At 60.9% G+C, this 18,218-nt stretch carries 14 protein-coding genes; 5 read left to right on the top strand and 9 right to left on the bottom strand.

Annotation, left to right across the window (positions count from 1 at the left end):
* Positions 1 to 184 precede the first annotated feature (184 nt).
* Positions 185 to 523, top strand: a complete 339-nt coding sequence (locus tag QUE89_RS02340; RefSeq protein WP_434784097.1) for a hypothetical protein — start codon at positions 185 to 187, stop codon at positions 521 to 523.
* 10 nt (positions 524 to 533) lie between these two features.
* On the opposite strand, the gene QUE89_RS02335 is transcribed toward QUE89_RS02340, so the two are convergent.
* A complete protein-coding gene (locus QUE89_RS02335; RefSeq protein ID WP_434784088.1) occupies positions 534 to 3,323 on the bottom strand; it encodes an ATP-binding protein in 2,790 nt (929 codons plus the stop codon).
* 96 nt (positions 3,324 to 3,419) lie between these two features.
* Between QUE89_RS02335 and QUE89_RS02330 the strand changes: the two genes are divergently transcribed.
* A complete protein-coding gene (locus QUE89_RS02330; RefSeq protein ID WP_286221687.1) occupies positions 3,420 to 3,653 on the top strand; it encodes a DUF2789 domain-containing protein in 234 nt (77 codons plus the stop codon).
* Here QUE89_RS02330 and QUE89_RS02325 read toward each other — a convergent pair.
* The 7 genes from QUE89_RS02325 to QUE89_RS02295 all read right to left on the bottom strand — a co-directional run bounded on the left by QUE89_RS02325 (position 3,647) and on the right by QUE89_RS02295 (position 12,209).
* Positions 3,647 to 5,095 carry a GGDEF domain-containing protein gene (locus QUE89_RS02325; RefSeq protein WP_286221686.1) on the bottom strand — a complete coding sequence of 483 codons (1,449 nt, stop codon included), beginning with the start codon at positions 5,093 to 5,095 and terminating at the stop codon, positions 3,647 to 3,649. The two genes, QUE89_RS02330 and QUE89_RS02325, sit on opposite strands and share 7 nt — an antisense overlap.
* A 60-nt stretch (positions 5,096 to 5,155) precedes the next feature.
* Positions 5,156 to 6,124 carry a tyrosine recombinase XerC gene (xerC, locus tag QUE89_RS02320; RefSeq protein ID WP_434784087.1) on the bottom strand — a complete coding sequence of 323 codons (969 nt, stop codon included), beginning with the start codon at positions 6,122 to 6,124 and terminating at the stop codon, positions 5,156 to 5,158.
* 1 nt (position 6,125) lies between these two features.
* Positions 6,126 to 6,872 (bottom strand): DUF484 family protein, encoded by a 747-nt coding sequence (locus QUE89_RS02315; RefSeq protein WP_286221685.1) that lies wholly within the window; start codon positions 6,870 to 6,872, stop codon positions 6,126 to 6,128.
* A gap of 25 nt (positions 6,873 to 6,897) precedes the next feature.
* A complete protein-coding gene (dapF, locus tag QUE89_RS02310; protein WP_286221684.1) occupies positions 6,898 to 7,803 on the bottom strand; it encodes a diaminopimelate epimerase in 906 nt (301 codons plus the stop codon).
* Positions 7,804 to 7,817: 14 nt separating this feature from the next.
* The gene (gene lysA, locus QUE89_RS02305) at positions 7,818 to 9,068 is read right to left on the bottom strand and encodes a diaminopimelate decarboxylase (RefSeq protein WP_286221683.1); all 1,251 of its coding nucleotides are present in this window, start codon (positions 9,066 to 9,068) and stop codon (positions 7,818 to 7,820) included.
* Between the two features lie 40 nt (positions 9,069 to 9,108).
* A complete protein-coding gene (gene lptM, locus QUE89_RS02300; protein WP_203298795.1) occupies positions 9,109 to 9,285 on the bottom strand; it encodes an LPS translocon maturation chaperone LptM in 177 nt (58 codons plus the stop codon).
* 65 nt (positions 9,286 to 9,350) lie between these two features.
* The gene (locus QUE89_RS02295) at positions 9,351 to 12,209 is read right to left on the bottom strand and encodes a class I adenylate cyclase (RefSeq protein ID WP_286221682.1); all 2,859 of its coding nucleotides are present in this window, start codon (positions 12,207 to 12,209) and stop codon (positions 9,351 to 9,353) included.
* 144 nt (positions 12,210 to 12,353) lie between these two features.
* On the opposite strand from QUE89_RS02295, the gene QUE89_RS02290 reads away from it, so the two are divergent.
* Positions 12,354 to 14,798, top strand: coding sequence for an EAL domain-containing protein (locus QUE89_RS02290; RefSeq protein ID WP_286221681.1), 2,445 nt, complete (start codon positions 12,354 to 12,356; stop codon positions 14,796 to 14,798).
* A 28-nt stretch (positions 14,799 to 14,826) separates the two neighbouring features.
* Here the strand turns inward: QUE89_RS02290 and argH are convergent, their stop codons facing one another.
* A complete protein-coding gene (gene argH / locus QUE89_RS02285) occupies positions 14,827 to 16,236 on the bottom strand; it encodes an argininosuccinate lyase (RefSeq protein ID WP_286221680.1) in 1,410 nt (469 codons plus the stop codon).
* 172 nt (positions 16,237 to 16,408) lie between these two features.
* Here argH and QUE89_RS02280 point away from each other — a divergent pair, with 172 nt between their 5' ends.
* Both QUE89_RS02280 and QUE89_RS02275 read left to right on the top strand, forming a co-directional pair.
* The gene (locus QUE89_RS02280) at positions 16,409 to 17,401 is read left to right on the top strand and encodes a sensor histidine kinase (RefSeq protein ID WP_286222806.1); all 993 of its coding nucleotides are present in this window, start codon (positions 16,409 to 16,411) and stop codon (positions 17,399 to 17,401) included.
* Positions 17,402 to 17,410: 9 nt separating this feature from the next.
* Positions 17,411 to 18,172 (top strand): LytR/AlgR family response regulator transcription factor, encoded by a 762-nt coding sequence (locus tag QUE89_RS02275; protein ID WP_286221679.1) that lies wholly within the window; start codon positions 17,411 to 17,413, stop codon positions 18,170 to 18,172.
* Positions 18,173 to 18,218: the final 46 nt, after the last annotated feature.

Genomic DNA, 18,218 nt, shown 5'->3' with positions numbered 1-18,218 from the left:
CTGCTGCCAGGCCGCCACCCGAACCGCAACAAACGCAAAAAGTTGAAAAATTAATGCCCTTCACTACGCAAAGTGCCAGCCACTCTGCAATAATCACCTGTAACGAAAGTTTACACTCGGTAACACGAATGTCTGATTGCCACGGGGAGCACCCGTCATGAGAACCACTTTTTTTGCCACTGCCATGCTCGTCACCCTACTAGCAGCCACCGGCTCCGCCCATGGCGAGAACCTCGATATCCTGATGAGCCAGGTTTTTCCCCAGGACCAGGCGACGTACATTGGCTACGAAAGTGTAGAGCGTGAAGACATCCCCGCCTCTGCGGCCGTAGAACGCAAATACCTGATTGTTGATTTCCGGTTTGAAGCCGCGCAGCCCCCAGTAGAGCAACTTCAGGCCAGCGTGCACAAGGTATGCATGACCCTGCTGAAAGACCTCGATCTGATTCGCCAGCTCTCCAATTCCGGTTACGACATGGTTGCGGTTGCCTTCGACCGCCGCTCCCAGTTCGACTGCCTCTAAGGCACCCCGACTATCGCTTGCGACCAAGCAGTTTCGGGAACGATTCCAGAGCACTGTTCACCGCGTCCAGATTAAACGCCTCCACGTCCGCCAGCAGTTTCTCACCGTAATGGGTCACCGATTTCGAGCGGAACCGCTGCCCCCATGCCATCAACCGCCGGGCGAAATCTTTCATCTTCTCCGGATCCCCGCTTTCGCGAATGGTTTGCCACTCATCTCCGAAATCCGAGGCCAACTGTTCCCGCAGCCAGCCACGCTCCTGAATACTCAGGGTCTGGGCCAGCAGGCGCTCGGCTTCCTTGGGTTCGCCTTCGTCTTCGGCTTCTTGCCCGGTTGCCTCCACCCTGGGCAGGACCACGGTAAACACCGAGCCTTCACCGGGCTCACTCTCAAGCTCCAATTCACCGCCCATCATGCGCGCCAGTTTCCGGCTGATTGCCAGCCCCAGGCCGGTACCGCCATAACGCCGGGTATTCTGGCCTTCCTGCTGTTCAAAGGCGTCGAATATTCGGTCGCGCTGATCCGCAGGAATCCCAATACCGGTATCCCGGACCGTAACCACCAGCCGGTAGAACTTACGAACCTCACCGCCGCCGGCGTCCGACTCGCTGGTTTTCTCGGACTTCAGCCGCGTCGCCGTGGCCCGTACCGTAACCCCACCCTCGTGGGTAAACTTGATGGCATTACCCACCAGGTTGAACAGCACCTGCCGCAACCGGGTTTCATCGAGCATCATCGCGGCCGGCATGTTTGAATCGACACTGACCTCCAACGAAATACCCTGTTCCATGGCGCGCAAATCGAAGATGTGTCGCACATCGCCCAACAATCGGCGCATCGAAACCGCCGAATAATCCAGTCGCAGCTTGCCGGCCTCGATTCGGGACAGATCGAGAATGTCGTTGATCAGCATCAACAGGCTTCGACTGCCCGCCCGGATTGCTTCCAGATAGGTTCGCTGCTGGGGATCGGTAACGGTATTGTTGAGCAGGTCGCTGTAGCCAATGACAGCATTCATCGGAGTCCGGATCTCGTGGGACATATTGGCCAGGAACTCACTCTTGGCCAGACTCGCGGTTTCCGCTTCCCGGGCCAGGCGCTCGGCTTCCAGCTTGGCCGCCCGCAATTCATCTTCGCTACGCCGCAGGGCATTCTCGGAACGAATCCGCTCATCCACTTCCCGGGACAGCTTGCGGTTCCAGTACAGGAAGATCAGCACCACCAGCACGGCTATCAGCACCACCCGTCGCACCACCGTGTAGTCAGTCTCCTGCTCGATATCGAGGTGGATCCAGCGGTTGTAGATGGCCTCCGTTTCCGACGCGTCGAGGCTGTTCAGTGCCTGATTCAGAATCCGGTGCAACTCGGGGTTGTCCTTGCTGACCGCCAGCCGCAGGTCGTACTCGTAGGGCGTGATGCTGGTGATTCGCAGATTCGACAGTCCGAGCCGGGCCACGGTGTAACTGACCGCCGGAATGTGGGTAACCATCACCTCCAGATCGCCGTTGGACAACGCCAGCAAGCCTTCCTCAACCGTTTCCACCGGATAGATATCGAGGTTCGGGTGGTTGATCAGCAGGTAATCATGGGCCGCGTGACGATTGACCACCCCCACACGCTCATCGCGCAGTTCGCGCAATTCACCAATAAAGCGGCCGTCGTCCCGAATGGCCAGGGCAATGGGCACAGTCAGGTAGGCGCGGGTAAACAAGTACTCACTTTCGGTGCGCGGGGTTCGAGACAGCCCCGGCAGAATATCGATATCGCCGGCTTGCAACTGCCGCTCGGCGACGCCACGATCCGACACCACCGAACGATTGAACCTGGCATTCAGCTCGGTCTCCAGACGAGTCACCAGATCCGGCACCAGACCGGTTGGCCGGTCATCCTGGGCATACTCGAACGGCGGCCAGTCCGATCGGAAGGCCACTCGCAAATTGGGATGCCGCTTGAGCCACTCCTGATCTGAAGCCGATAATTCGAGGCCACTGCGTTCCAGCGCCGGCACATCGGCCTGCAGCCAGGCCTGGCGGATAACCCGGTGTTCGTTGTGGCTGATTGCCGCCACCGCCTGGTTCAGCACGTGAAACAAACGATCGTCGTCCACGTCCACCTGCAACACCACATCAACCCGGGCCTCCTCCAGCAATGCCGCCAGTCCGATACCACTAATCATCGCCGACTGCAGGTAATCCGATACCACCGGCACGGGTCCGAGAAAAGCATCGGCCTGCCCCGACAACACGCGACTGACGGCATCACCAATGCTGTCGACCGGAACCGGGGTGAAGCTCTCAACCGGGTCGAGCATCGGATACTGGCTAACGTCGCCATCGATGATCGCTATGCGGCCACCTTCAAGATCCGAGAGGCTGCGAATGGCAACGTCGCCGGCACTGACAAACAGACCGTACGTCAGGCTCATCAGGGGTTCGCTGTAACGCTTGCCCGGGGTCACCTGGGCGTCGGGCAGGCGGGTTGTCAGAATTGCGTCGGTGACCGGCCCGGGCGCTTCGCTGTCCTGGCCCAGGGTTACCGGCTCAATGGGCACGTCCAGCTTACCCGAGAGCCGGGCCAGGTAATCGATGTAGGTACCGGCAAGGGTGCCATCGCCGGTATCGAAGATCAGCGGAACCTGGCCGATGTGTACGCCAATCCGAAAACTGTCCTGCTCGCCAAGCCAGGTCAGCTGTTCATTGCCCAGGATCGGCGCTGGCGACGGCTGGGGCGGGTCGGCACGCAATGGGGATTGAAACAGCACGAGAAGGCAGCATAGTAAGAAGGGTGGGATCGCCTTCACTGGATATCCTTAGGGGTTCCGCTACATTTCAGGGAACAATACCTGCAAACGACTGTGATTTCATTCTGGCAAACGCCGATCAGGAGAAACCAACCCATGGACACCAGCAAGCACACGCTCAATACCCTTTTCGAACAACTCGGCCTGGCGGCTGATGAAAAGAGCATTGAGGACTTCGTGACCAAATACTCGCCGTTGCCCGGGGAGATTGCGCTGCAGGATGCGCCCTTCTGGTCTGAGAGTCAGTCACACTTCCTGGAAGAAGGTCTGGAAGAGGACAGCGATTGGGCCGAAGTTATCGACGAACTCGATGCTCGCATGCGTCACTGACTGGCGTCTTCGTCTTCAATATTGATGCGATTCCGACCGGAGTCCTTGGCCAGATAGAGGGCCCGGTCGGCACGTTCAAATACGGCTTCTTCCGAGTCTCCCCGCCTGAACGCCGCCAGGCCCGCCGAAAAGGTCACGCTTACTGGTTCGCCACTGAAGTGAAACGGCAACTTGCTGATCCGCTGCCGTAACTTTTCCATCGCCACCAGGGCCGCGTCCGGTCCCGTCTCCGGGAACATTAATACAAATTCCTCACCGCCATAGCGGGCGACATAGTCGGTAGTCCGAAGGCTGGCTTTCAGCTCCCGGGAAATCAGTTGCAGCACCCGGTCTCCGGCCTTGTGGCCGTAGCCGTCGTTGATACGCTTGAACAGATCAATGTCCAGCAGGCCGATGGTCAGCTCGTTCTGGTACCGCTGCCAACGGTTGAACTCAAACGACAGCCGCTCCTGCCAGGCTTCGCGGTTGGGCAGCTGGGTCAGCAGATCGGTCATGGCACGCTCGCGCTCGCGCCGGACCTCCGATTGCAGTTGCTCGGAATTGGCCTCCATTACAGCAATTTTTTCCTGCATTGCCCTTAGCTGGTCCGACATCACCTTCTCACGATCGGTTTCCTTATCCCGGAACCGGCCGACGGCATCGCCAATGGAAGACAGGTGACGGCTCACGGAGGCTTTCAGCTGAGTCAGGTCTTCACTGTCGCGAACATCAGCCCCAATGCGGGCCATGCCCTCGCGAATTTCCTGATCCAGGGTCTCGGACGCCGACAGCCGATCCATCTGAGCCGTAGATTGCTCCGCGAAATGCTCATGCAACAGCGCCAGCCGCTCATCAAGACGTTTGAGGAAGGCTTCAAATTCGCCACGGCTTCGGTTCACCGCCGTAATCACCAGCTCGGCAACATAATTCAGCCCCTCGCGAAGCTCATTCCAGTCGTCACTGGAAAGCAGGACCCGCTGCAGTTCCCGGGCACGGGCTTCGGCCACGGAATCCAGGGACACTTGATCCAACAGTTGCCCCAGCAGTTGTCCAACTCGCTGGGCAATTCTCAGGCGCCCACTGTTATCCGCCAAATCCCGGTCATCACCCGGGATGGACGCCACCGGTGCTACTTCGGCATTGCTATTGAGGGAATCCCGCGACGGAGCCGACGATGCTTGTGCCTGCTTCGCCTCTGTGTGCTCATCCAGCAACGCAACCTGCCGATCAATCTGCTCCTGCAGTTCGCGCCAGGCCTCGACATCCACCGTTTTCTTGCGAAGATCCTTGCGTACCCGCGCCAGCAGAAGATCCAGCTCCCGGGACTGGCCCTCGGAAGCAAGACTGGTTCGGACCAGCATCCGCTCAAGGGTATTACGCTCGGTTTGCCACTGCTCTTCGCGGCTGTCTGACGACTCCAGCGCCTGCAGGTATTTCTCCTTCCAGGACTGATCCGATGCCATGAAACGCTCCTGTAGTGCTTTCCCAAATCCCATGATCTTGCAGTATTTCCCTATCGTCAGCTAGTCATCAGCTTGACCATCCCCACGCGATTCGCTCGCCGATCCTCGACGGTGCGCACGGGGATGACTCCGGTCATAAACCCGGGCCAGATGTTGAAAATCAAGGTGAGTATAGACCTGTGTGGTGGCAATGTCGGCATGACCGAGTAACTCCTGCACCGCACGCAGATCTCCGCTGGATTCCAGCATGTGGCTGGCAAAGGAGTGACGCAGCAGATGCGGGTGCAGTTTTTGATCCGCGCCCTTGGCCAGCCCCCAGCGATTCAGGCGGGACTGGACACTGCGATGACTGAGCCGGTGGCCGCGCTGACTGACAAACAGCGCCGGCTCGGATTCGGCAGCCAGGCCAGCCCTCAGCGGCAACCAGGTCTCGATGGCAGCGCGCGCCTTGCGGCCAACTGGCACCACCCGTTCCTTGTCGCCCTTACCCACCACCCGGACTTCACCACCGGACAGGTCCACGGACGTCAGGTTTAGCCCCACCAGCTCCGCCAACCGCAAACCCGAGGAGTACATCAGCTCGAACATGCACAGATCCCGAGTTTCCAACGGGTCTTCGGCATCGGCATCCAGCAGGTGATTGAGCTGATCCACGTCCGCCACTTTGGGCAATCGCCGGGGGCTCTTGGGCGCACGAATATCGAGAGCGGGATTGTCGGTCGCCAGACGCTCCCGCAACAGGTACTGGAACAGTCGGCGAATGGCGGACAGGTGGCGGGCAATACTGCGACCGCCGAGCCCGTCACGGCTGAGCGTGGCCACATACCGACGCACGTCGTGGGTGGACACATCCCGCCACTGGTTTTGCTGGCCGGCGTTAAGCCAGTGTGCCAGCCGCAGCAGGTCGCGCTGATAATTGTCGCAGGTTCGGGGGGAATGACGTTTTTCCGAGGCGAGATGACCGATGAAATCGGTCAGGGGTGCTGACAGGCTGTCCGGCAGCTCCGTAGCACCCTGCACCTCGGCCACTTCAGCGGGACTCCGTTGCGATCTCGGTGACCGGGGTTGCTGAGGTATGGCGCTGAACCATCGGGGGAAGCAGACGGCTCAAGGTATCACTGATGTAGCTCAGAAACAGCGAGCCCATGCTCTGGTCAAAATAGCCGGGCTGGCAGCTACCCACGGCAAACACCCCAACCAGCTCGTCGCTGCGCAGAGGTACCAGCGCCACCGAGGCAATAGGCTCTTCCCGGTCCGGAAACAGGAAGGCTCGTTCACTCTCCCGGAACTGGCCACAGACCGCGCGATCACCTTCGAGCAGGGAGCCAAGGCGTTCACGGGCTTCAACCGGACGAACCACGTGCAGTGCACCCTGGGACGCGCCGGCTACGTCAGCGTCGGTAAACAGCAGGACCGACGCAGCGTCAAGGCCAAAATCTCCGCGGATGCTGTCATCAATGGCCGAGGCCATATCGTTCAGGGTGCGGGCTTCAATGACCTGCATCAGCAGGCGCTTGCTCTTTTCGAACAGACGGTCATTCTGGCGGGCAATCGACACCAGCTCGACCAGTTCACGGCGCAATGTATCGCGCTGTTCACGGAACAGGTGCACCTGCCGTTCCACCAGTGAAATGGCTCGACCGCTGTCATGGGGGAGGGTCAGGCTGCGCAGCAGCTCATCCTGATCCACGAAAAACTCCGGATTCTCACGCAGGTAATCTGCTACCTGCTCCCGGGTGAGCTCTTCGGCCTTCTGGTGGGCCGTTTGTTCTGTCATCACGCTCTCCTGACTGTCCGGACCATTATCGGGAGGATCTGCCGTTTCTCCGGCGACGCCCCTGATGGTCGCCTGGCAGCCGCAGTTGGCCCTCGAATACGCTCGTTGCGGGGCCTTCCATCATAACAGGGGCCCCATCACCCTGCCATTCGATCACCAGGCGGCCACCACGCAGCTCTACCTCGACCCGATGATCCAGTAGACCGCGCAGGCAGCCTGCCACGACAGCAGCACAGGCGCCACTGCCACAGGCCAGGGTTTCGCCTGAACCGCGTTCAAACACTCGCAGACGGGCATGGTTGCGATCGATGATCTGAAGAAAACCGATATTGGCACGGGCGGGGAAGCGGGGGTGGTTTTCGAGGCGCGGCCCCAGTGTTTCCACCGGCGCGGTATCGACATCATCGACCAGCAGAACGCCATGGGGATTACCCATGGAGACCGCACTCAATTCCGCGCTGGTGCCGTCCACTTCCACGGTGTACACGTCCTTCCTGCGATCGGCGGCAAAAGGAATAGCCGGTGGATTCAGTTCCGGCACGCCCATATTGACCATCACCAGGCCATCTTTGCCCACCCGCAACTCGATCACGCCCTTGGCGGTCTGCACCCGGATTACCCGCTTGTTGGTCAGGCGCTGGTCACGGACGAAACGGGCAAAACAGCGGGCCCCGTTGCCACATTGCTCGACTTCGGAGCCGTCGGCGTTGAAGATCCGATAGCGGAAGTCCACATCGGGAAGTCCCGGCGGCTCCACCACCAGCAACTGGTCGAAGCCGATGCCGAAATTGCGATCAGCCAGGTCCCGAATCACTTCCGGGCGCAGCCGAAATGGCTGACTGATGGCATCAACCACCATGAAGTCGTTGCCCAGACCGTGCATTTTGGTAAATCGCACGGCCGCACCCTGACCCCGTCGCTGCTGACTCATCTCTGGCGCTCCACTCATTCCGGCAGACAGCTTTCAGGCGCAAGCTGGTCTTCGAGGGTTTCACGGCGACGAACCACGTGCACCTGATCACCATCGACCATCAGCTCGGGTGGTCGGTTTCGGCTGTTGTAGTTCGAGCTCATCACGAAACCGTAGGCGCCAGCGGAACGAACCGCCAGCAGATCACCAGCCTGAAGCCGGAGCGATCGGTCCTTGCCCAGGAAGTCACCGGTCTCGCACACCGGACCCACCAGATCCCAGAACTTCTCGTCACCCTCGGAGTGAGGCTTTACCGGAACGATGGCCTGCCAGGCATCGTACAGGGCCGGCCGGATCAGGTCGTTCATGGCAGCATCAATAATGCCGAAGTTGCGGTGTTCGGTGCACTTCAGGAATTCCACCCGTGTCAGCAGGATCCCGGCATTGGCGGCAATTGAACGCCCTGGCTCCATCACCAGCTCCAGCTCACGATCGCCGAGCCGGGCTGCCAGCGCGGTCACATAGTCTGACGGCTGCGGAGGCTGCTCCTGATTGTAGGTCACACCCAGGCCACCGCCGATGTCCAGGTGGTGCACGGTAATACCTTGCGCGACCAGGGTGTCGATCAGGGCCAGCACCCGGTCGAGGGCGTCCAGAAACGGCGAGACCGAGGTCAGCTGGGAGCCGATGTGACAATCCACGCCTTTGATGTCGAGATTGGGCAAAGTCGCGGCCCGGGCATAGACCGCAGGCGCTTCTGCAATGTCGATGCCGAACTTGTTCTCTTTCAGACCGGTAGAGATGTAGGGGTGAGTACCCGCATCCACATCCGGATTCACCCGCAGGGATATCGGCGCCTTCACGCCCAGCTCACCGGCGACGGCATTCAGACGATCAAGCTCGGTGTCCGATTCAACATTGAAACAGCGCACGCCAACCTCAAGCGCGCGCTTCATTTCCCACTCCTGCTTACCAACGCCGGAGAACACAACCTTGCTCGCATCACCGCCGGCCCGCAGCACTCGCTCCAGCTCACCGGCAGACACGATGTCGAAGCCCGCGCCCAGGCGCGCCAGAACGTTCAGCACCGCCAGGTTACTGTTGGCCTTAACTGCATAGCACACCAGGTGCGGACGGCCTTCGAGGGCATCGTCATAGGCCCGGTAATGGCGCTCCAGGGTCGCCCGGGAATACACGTAGGCCGGAGTTCCAAAGCGCTCGGCAATGGTTGCAACCGGCACGTCCTCGGCGAACAGCTCGCCGTTGCGGTAATTGAAGTGATCCATGATTGTCCTGATTCGTTAAACGGGGCACCCGAGCACTGGGTCAGTCGCCGGCATCCTCATCATCGCGGACGTCCCGGCTGCCGGTTTCGGCCGGAGCCGTGCTCGCTTCCGCTGTCGACTCACCCGGAGCCTCCCGGTAAAGCGGGCCCTTCTGACCGCAGCCGGCCAGTGCCGTCAGCAGAATCAGACCGGTGACCAGAATGTGTACCGCGCGCATGCTTGCTACCCCTGTATTTATATTGGCGGAAGTATACCTGAGACCCGGCCCGTGCGGCGAGAACACTAGCGCCCGCTATTCATTGCCCGGTTCAGGGATTGCTCGAGAATCGATCGATAGTAGAGGTACTGACTGGTCTGTATATCCCGCTGGTAGACTTGGGGATCAAGATCGTTGGGCAGGTGCAGGTCGGTCAGATACACCGGATAGCCCTCCTGATTTTGACGCAGGGACCGGATGTAGTGAGCCACCGCAGGAATCAGCTGGTCGCCGTATTCCTGCACGGTGAATTCATGTTCACCACAGAACAGATCAAAACGAACCCGACTGCCACCCTCCTGTACTCCGACCGCCTGGACCTCCAGGCCAGGCAGGGCCAAGCCAGCATCGTGCTCCGGCCGCAGTTCGGTCTGCCAGCTCCCCGCCCGCTGCACCACTTCCAGACACTGGATACCGGCACCCGCCATCGGCATATCGCCTTGGCGCAGGAGTCTGCGTTCCAGCAGGTTTTCCAGAAAACGCAGCAATGGCGTCAGCAGATAGCGGCGACTGCTGACAGGCTGTTGCCAGCTGGTTACGGACCCCATCTCGTCCACAACCCACAGGCGCGCCTGATCGCCTCGCACATAGTAGAAAACTTGGATGCTGTCCGGCTCGCTGGCCTGGCAAACCGCCCTGAGCGCGGGTTCGTCGATGCCCGCATAGCGATCAAACACTACCGGCAGGTACTGCTCCTGGGGTAACGCCAGGTGTTCCATCAGGCCGGCGAAACTGTCGAGGGCGACAAAACCCGGCTCCTGGCCGCTGAACTGCAGCAGAAAATAGCGCCGGTCCATTTCGATGACGTAGCGCAAGGGGTGCGGCCCGACACCGCCAGCAAAGAACTGTCGCAAGACATCTCCGAACAGTTCCTGAACCCGTCGGGCGACGGCGGCTCCGTGGCCGCGATTATGGCTGTGAACCTGAATGCCGGGCAGATCGGCCGGATTTCCGGCCACCGACGCCAACACGTTTTTCAGGCACTGGATCAGGGTGTCGCCCGCCGCGTAGTGCTGCAGGCTTACCTCGTGCCAGCTATTGAAGGTGGCCTGATCGATGGTCACTACCAGGTTCTCCCGGCCACCACTGAAGCCCAGGGAGTCGTGTCGGGCGCTGAGTTTGTGCAGGCCTTTCTCGGTCAGATGGGCCTGGGGATCAACGGCGACATTTACCAGCAGCAGGTGTCGTAATGGGTGCACCCCTCGGGACAGGGCCTCCCGGTTGGCTGGTTCAACGGGGAACGGCAGGAAACTGGCCAGGGCATCCAGCATTTCCCGCAGCTCGCTGACCGACGCCACACTGTGGCCGGCACGCACGTTCAACCGGGTGGTACGGGACAACAGGCCATTGCAGTAACACCACAACATCAACTCGGTGAGATTACCGGACCGTCGAATCACCGGCTGCCAGAAAGCGTCTGCCGGATCTTCCAGATCCCGGTACAACAGCCAACCATTACCATCGCCGCCCTGCTCCGATTGGTGATGGAACGCCAGGTTCTCCTCCACCAGGGTTGGCGCCAGGCCCGGATTGATCTGCTCTACCTTGCCGGCTTTGCGCTGAAAAGCCGCGTACAGCTTTCGCCCCAGTAGGTTGATGTCGTTGGCACTGATGGCGGCGCGGGTTCCGTGGTCCCGGGCCATTTTCGATAACAGCCGGTAGCTGTGAGTAAGCTCCGCGACAATCACCCGGCGCAACCGGGTGACATCTTCCGCCCGCCAGCGCTGGCGGTTATCCAGCTCGGTCAGCACCGGCTCGGGCCATTGCCAGCGCTCTACCAGTTGCGCCAGCAGGCGAGCACGCCATTGCTCCGGTGCCAGGTCGGCGCGGGTCAGTGGTAGCCCGGCCTTCAGGTACAGGCTCCGCCGCACCAAATCAAGCCTGGCGCCGGCCTCCGGCACGGACAGCCAGGCCTCCAGCCGGTTGTACAGCAAAACATAGGGATCCAGTCCATCGGCATCGGTCTTCCCCAGGTACACCGCGCGCTTGAACACGCTGGACAGCAGCGGCTGATCCGCAGTCTGGGCGTAGCATTCGATCAGCAACAACTTGAGAATCGATTTCCAGGGCGAATCAATGCCCTTGTACAGCTGCCAGACCCCGGCCCCCAGAAACTCCTCCTCGGGAATCGCCGACACCGGACCAAAATCAATGAACTCATCGCCCCGAATGAACCGGCAGTCCACCAGCTGGCGCATGCACTCGTCATAGCGGTCTTCCTGATCGGCAGGCACCAGCCACCACATAGGGTAACGGCCGCCGAGATGAATACTGGTGCGGTAGAATTCATCGAGCAGCAGGTAATGCTGGGCACTTCCGCAATTCTCGCCGGTCACCTCGGCTCGCTGACGCCCGGCCCGCCAATCGTCGGCACAGAATACGAAGACATGCAGCTCAACCCCAAGCGAGGCAGCCCAGTCGGACAGCCGGTCAGCTTTGCGCTCGAGACAGCGGATGCCCCGCTCCGACAAATCGCTGCGATGGCACAACCACACATCCAGATCACTGGCTACAGAATGACCAAGGGTACCGGGGCTGCCCATCAGGAACAGGGCATCCAGGTCCGCTCGGCGCTTGCCCTCGTCGCGCACGCTGAACGTGCGTGCCAGACGACGGGCGGCGCCCAGTGTCGCGGGTGAGGGTTGATAGTGGCTCAGCCCGTAAGGGCAATCAGCGTCCTGATAACCGGGCAAGGCGGGATGATTGGTGTGAAACACCAGCGGCAGGACTTCCAGCACCATCTGCTGGCGATAGGTCAGCGCCGAGTGGGCCCGCTGCCAGCGCTGCTGATTGACCGCAAGAAACCGGTCCCGCAAACGACGCAGGGTTTTGCGATCAATACCCTCGTCAAAATTCAGGGCGATCGGGGCAACGTGGGCGGTCAAGGCAGCTCCCGGGAGAGGTTCTTTTCGAAGTCAGTATCAGTATGATGGAGCATCGTGGCAAAACCGACAAAAAAATAAAAGCGATGCCGGCAGGCATGCGGCCAGCGCGCTGAATGAAAAAAAGAAGACCGAGGCTCCCCCGTCGTGAAAGAATTTGTTATTCGTCGCTACCGTTCCGATCAGCCCAGCGGTTCCGAGCGCAGCACCCTGGTGCGCATTGATGACGAGGGCAAGGTCCTGTTCGCAGACCGTCACGCCGAATCCGTCCTGGGCTACGACGCCGGCGACCTCGAAGGCTTCCCGGCAAACCGGGTGCTGGCCTCCCGCCAGGACGACCCCTTTGCACCCGCCAACCGCCACCAGCTTGAACGGGGACAGACGGTGATGGTGACCTGCCGTCACAAGGATGGCTTTTTCTATACCGCCTGCCTCAGCCTGCGCCTCGACATGCAGGATTCCGATCCCGCCGCCAACGCCAGCATTCACCAGCAGGACAGCCGACACATGGATCCGCGCCTGCTGAAACAGGCCGAGGGCAACGCCGCCTTCGGGCTCTGGCAATTGGACGCCCGGACTAACGAGATGACCTGGACCGAAGGCGTGTTCCGGCTGCTGGAACTGCGGCCTGACTCAGACATCACCCCGGAGCAGGCACTGTTTTACTGCCAGACTGGCCAAAGCCGCATTCGGGCCTTGTATCGCCGCTGCCTCCGGACTGGTAAGCCGTTCACCCTGGAGCTGACTCTGCTCACCGCCCGCCAGCGTTCCCGCCGGGTGCGTCTGTACGGGCGAGCCCTGAAAGACGGTCAGCAAATCCGGCGAGTGGGCGGTAGCCTGGTGGATCTGACCCCGGTAATGGAACAGAATCAGGCCCGCCAGAACGCCGAACAGATCCTCGAGGCCACCACACTGGCCACCCCGGACCTGGTGGCGGCGGTAGACCGGGAGCTCAACCTGCTGCATTGCAATGCCCCGTTTCAACTTCAATTTGCCAGTGTCTTCGGCGTGTCCCCAAGCACCGGTGACAACCTCAGGCAACTGCTGGCCAAGCACCCCAACGAACGCCGGCTGATTGACCGGTTGTGGCAGCGAGCCTTCGACCGGGACAGCTTCGTCGTGGAGATGCCCTTGGCCCAGCAAAACCGGGAACTGCCGGTTTACGAATTTCACTATCAACGGTTAACCAACAGCCAGGGCGAAGTGACCGGCGCGGTACAGGTTGCCAAGGACATCAGCCAACGCATCCAGCACAGCGCCAGCAGCGATTACCGTATCCGCCACGATCCAGTCACCGGGCTGATGAACCGGCGTGCCTTCATCGCCCGGTTGCTACGCACACTGGAACAGAAAACCCACCGCGACTCTTGCGACAGTCTGCTCTATCTCGACCTCGATGGCTTTGAAGACTTCAATGACCGAGCCGGCAGCGGCACCTGTGATCGCTACCTGCGGGAGCTGGCGGGCACCCTCGGCATCCGGGTGCGGCAACGGGATGCCCTGGCCCGACTGTCCGGTGACACCTTTGCCCTGCTGATCGAAAACTGCCCAGAACCCCGGGCCCGGACAATTGCCGAGGACATCCTGGCGCTGATTGGTGAGTTTGTCTTCGAATGGCAGGGTCAGGCCCTGCAGACCACGGCCTCCGGCGGCTTGCTGGTGATGGAGACCGATGCTCCCAGCGATCCCGAGCACTTGCTGAAGCAGGCCGCCAACCTGTGCCACACGGCCAAAACCTCCGGGCGCAACCGGGTGCACACGGCCCGGGCAATGTCCTGCCAGGCCGACGACACCACGGCGAACCAACAGCTGGATTTGATTCGCCGGGCGCTGGACGACAACAACCTGATCCTGATGTACCAGGCGCTCCGGCCGGTGGCCAGCGTCACTTGGGGCGATCACATCGAGATCCTGAGCCGGATACCCAGCGACGATAACAACTCCGAGCCACTGATGCCGGACCAGTTTCTGCCCATTGCCGAGCGTTTCGACCTGGCCAAACGGCTGGACCGCCGGGTCATCGGTGAAACCCTGGCCTGGCTCAACAGGCAGCCGTTACTGGAACCACGAATTAAATACTGTGGCTTTAACCTGTCACTGACCAGTGTACTGGACGACACCTTTGCCGACTTCATGGAAACGCAGCTGCGGCAGTCGCCATTCCCGGCGCACTGTTTCTGCCTGGAAATCCGCGAAGCCCACGCCACCCAATACCCGGAAGTAGTGGCAGTACTGTGTGATGCCCTGCACCGGATTGGCTGCCGGGTGGCGCTGGACGGAGCCGGCGCATCGGTGGAAAGCTACAGCCTGGCGGCCAACCTGCCGGTCGACATCATCAAGCTGGATCGTCGGGTCATGGAAAATCTGGACGAGGATCCTGTGCAGCAGGTTATGGCGGAAGCCCTGCACAGGATTGCCGAGGTAGCGGGCAAACAGACGGTGGCGACGTTTATCGAAAACGACGATACGCTCAGGAAGGTACGAACCCTGGGGATTCATTACGGCCAGGGCTTCCGTTTAGCCCGGCCGCAACCGCTGGCAGAACTGACGCCCGCCGCGGTTGATCTGACCACCGGGCGCATCGGCGGTTAAACCGCGCGCCCTGGTCACCTGGCCGGACTCAGCCCAGCAGCTTGCGCGCTCGACCGACGGCGGCCCGCACCTGATTCGGCGCTGTGCCACCCAGGTGATCCCGGGCCTGGACCGAGCCTTCCAGGGTCAGCACGTCGAATACATCCTCACCGATCACGTCCGAGAACTGTTTCAGTTCGTCCAGGGTCATGTCCGACAAGTCACGGCCCTCCGCCACGCCAAAGGCAACCGACTTACCAACAATCTCATGGGCATCGCGAAAGGCCACGCCCTTTTTGACCAGGTAGTCGGCCAGATCGGTGGCGGTGGAGAAACCATGCTTGGCCGCCACACGCATGTTGTCGGCCTTGGCACGAATCGCCGGGACCATGTCGGCGTAGGCCTTCAGGCAGCCCTTGATGGTGTCGACGGTGTCAAACAGTGGCTCCTTGTCTTCCTGGTTGTCCTTGTTGTAGGCCAACGGCTGGCTTTTCATCAGGGTCAGCAGGCTGATCAGGTGACCATTAACCCGGCCGGTTTTGCCGCGCACCAGCTCCGGTACATCCGGATTCTTCTTCTGGGGCATGATCGACGAACCGGTACAGAACCGGTCTGGCAGATCGATAAAATCAAACTGGGCCGAGGTCCACAGCACCAGTTCCTCGCTGAAGCGCGACAGGTGGGTCATCAGCAGCGCGGAGAAGCTGCAGAATTCGATCGCAAAATCCCGGTCACTGACCGAATCCAGCGAGTTCTCGCTCGGGCGATCAAAGCCCAGCAGCTGCGCCGTCATGTTGCGATCGATGGGATAGGTGGTGCCGGCCAGGGCAGCAGCGCCAAGGGGCATGACATTGACCCGCTTGCGACAATCCTGCAAACGCTCTGCATCGCGTACCAGCATCTCGTACCAGGCCAACAGATGGTGGCCAAAGGTGACCGGCTGGGCGGTTTGCAAGTGGGTGAAACCGGGCATGATGGTCTCCGCCTCGCGCTCGGCCAGATCCAGCAACCCCAGCTGCAGGCGATGCAGCTCTTCGGTGATGACATCGATCTCGTCGCGCAGGTACAGGCGGATATCGGTAGCGACCTGGTCGTTACGACTGCGACCGGTGTGCAACTTCTTGCCGGTGATGCCGATGCGGTCGGTCAGCCGCGCCTCAATGTTCATGTGAACGTCTTCCAGGCTCACGGACCACTGGAACGTGCCGGCTTCGATGTCGGCCTTGACCGCCTTCAGGCCTTCAATGATGGTGTCGCGTTCTTCTTCAGTCAGCACGCCCACCGCGGCCAGCATGGTGGCGTGGGCGATGGAACCGGTGATGTCATGGTGATACAGGCGCTGATCAAAGCCCACGGATGCGGTGAAGCGCTCGACGAAGGCGTCGGTCGGCTCGCTGAAGCGTCCGCCCCAGGGTTTTTCAGACGTTGTGGCCTGGTCAGGTTTGTTCTGATCCGTCATGGTCTATCTTTCCTGCTGACAGCCCGGCATCATCGGCCGGGAATTGGGTACATTAGTGTGGCGGGAGTATAGCATTCTGGCCGATGTAAAGGAGCCACCCCTGAACGGTGACAAAGCGGTAGACGTCAGCGAATTCTTTGTACCAGACCTGTGCCGGGTGCGGGCAGTGTTCATGCTGCTGATCACCAGCGAACTGCTGGTGCTGGTGCTGGCAATCGTCCAGGCCGAGGCCGGCTGGATCGACTGGAACTACTTTGGCCTGCTGTCACTCTTCGTGCAGTGGACCACCCTGACCAGTGCCGCGCTAATCTGCCTGCTGCGGCAATGGCTGGCACGGCTGACGGTGACCAAGGCCACTCTCAGTATTGTCACCATTGTGCTGTTGGACGTGTTCGCGTTCAGCCTGTTTGCCGACAGCGTCCTGCACCCCCAGGCCGGGGTCGCGGTTTGGCAGGGTATCGCCAAGAAACTACTGCTCGCCCTGCTGATCGTACTGATGGTGCTGCGTTATTTTTACCTGCAGCATCAGTGGCAACAGCAGCGGGAAGCCGAAATGCAGTCTCACCTGACTGCGCTTCAGGCCCGGATTCAGCCTCACTTTCTGTTCAACAGTATGAACACCATCGCCAGCCTGATCGCGGTCAATCCGGACCAGGCTGAAGAAGCCGTTCTGGACCTGTCGGAGCTGTTCCGGGCCAGCCTGCGCACCGTCGACCAACTCATTCCCCTGAACCAGGAGCTGGACCTGTGCCAGCGTTATCTGGCCATTGAAGCCCTGCGTCTGGGCGACCGCCTGACCCTGGAGTGGGCCATCGAACCGGGGCTTGAGGCCCAGGCCATTCCGCCCCTGTCACTGCAGCCGCTGGTGGAAAACGCCATTTACCACGGCATCCAGCCCCGGCCCGACGGTGGCATCGTGCGCATTGAGGCGCAGTCCCGCGGGGATTTTGTATACTTGATGGTTCAGAACCCGATACCGGATCAGAACGATCGCCAGCACGAGGGCAACCGGATGGCCCTGGCCAACATCCGGCTGCGCCTGCAGGCGCTTTTTGGCGCTCCGGCGGTGCTCAAACAGAGTCACCACAACAACATTTACACGGTCACCCTGAGACTCCCGCGCCAGAGCGCGAACTCCCAGCCAGCCACAGACCAGAGGAGCTGATTACCCGCCATGCCCAGCAGCCCTTCAAGCCCCCGCAGAATCCTGATCGCCGACGACGAACCGCTGGCACGGGAACGGTTGCGCCGGCTGGTCAGTGCACTTCCCGAGTACACGGTGTGCGGCGAGGCCGCGGACGGCGATGCGGCCCTGCGTCAGATGGCGACTCTGGAACCGGACATCCTGTTGCTGGATATCCGGATGCCCGGCATGGATGGCATGGAGGCAGCGGCCCGACTGGAACAACTCACCAACCCGCCCGCACTGATCTTCTGCACCGCTTACGACCACTATGCGATCCAGGCCTTCGGCGTTCAGGCCACCGCCTACCTGCTCAAACCGGTGCGCAAGGAAGCCCTGGCCGATGCTCTGGGGCGGGTTGGCCGGGTCAACCGGGTGCAGCGGCAGACACTGACGGAGCAAAGCACTGCCAACGATGAACAGCTCGCGGTGCGCACCTACCGGGGCACCGAATTGATTGACCTTGCCGATATCCTGTACTGCGAGGCCGACCAGAAGTACGTGACCCTACACCACGCCGCGGGTGAAACCGTGTGCGATTTCACCCTCAAGGAACTCGAAGGCAGCTACCCCCATCACTTGCTGCGCATTCACCGCCACACCCTGGTTGGCGTGCGCTTCATCCAGGCTTTACGACGCACCGCCGATGGCCAGAGCGTGGTCGCGCTGCGCGACGGCCAGGGCGAACTGCCAGTGAGCCGTCGACACGCCAGCAGCGTGCGCCAGTGGCTGCAGGAACACCAACCGGGCTAAGGTCTTCCCTCGGGAAGCCACAACACCGATCGCGGGACATTTTTGC

The organism is Marinobacter sp. LA51, from assembly GCF_030297175.1.
GTDB classification, from domain to species: domain Bacteria; phylum Pseudomonadota; class Gammaproteobacteria; order Pseudomonadales; family Oleiphilaceae; genus Marinobacter; species Marinobacter apostichopi.
This window is presented reverse-complemented; position numbering and strand designations above follow the sequence as displayed.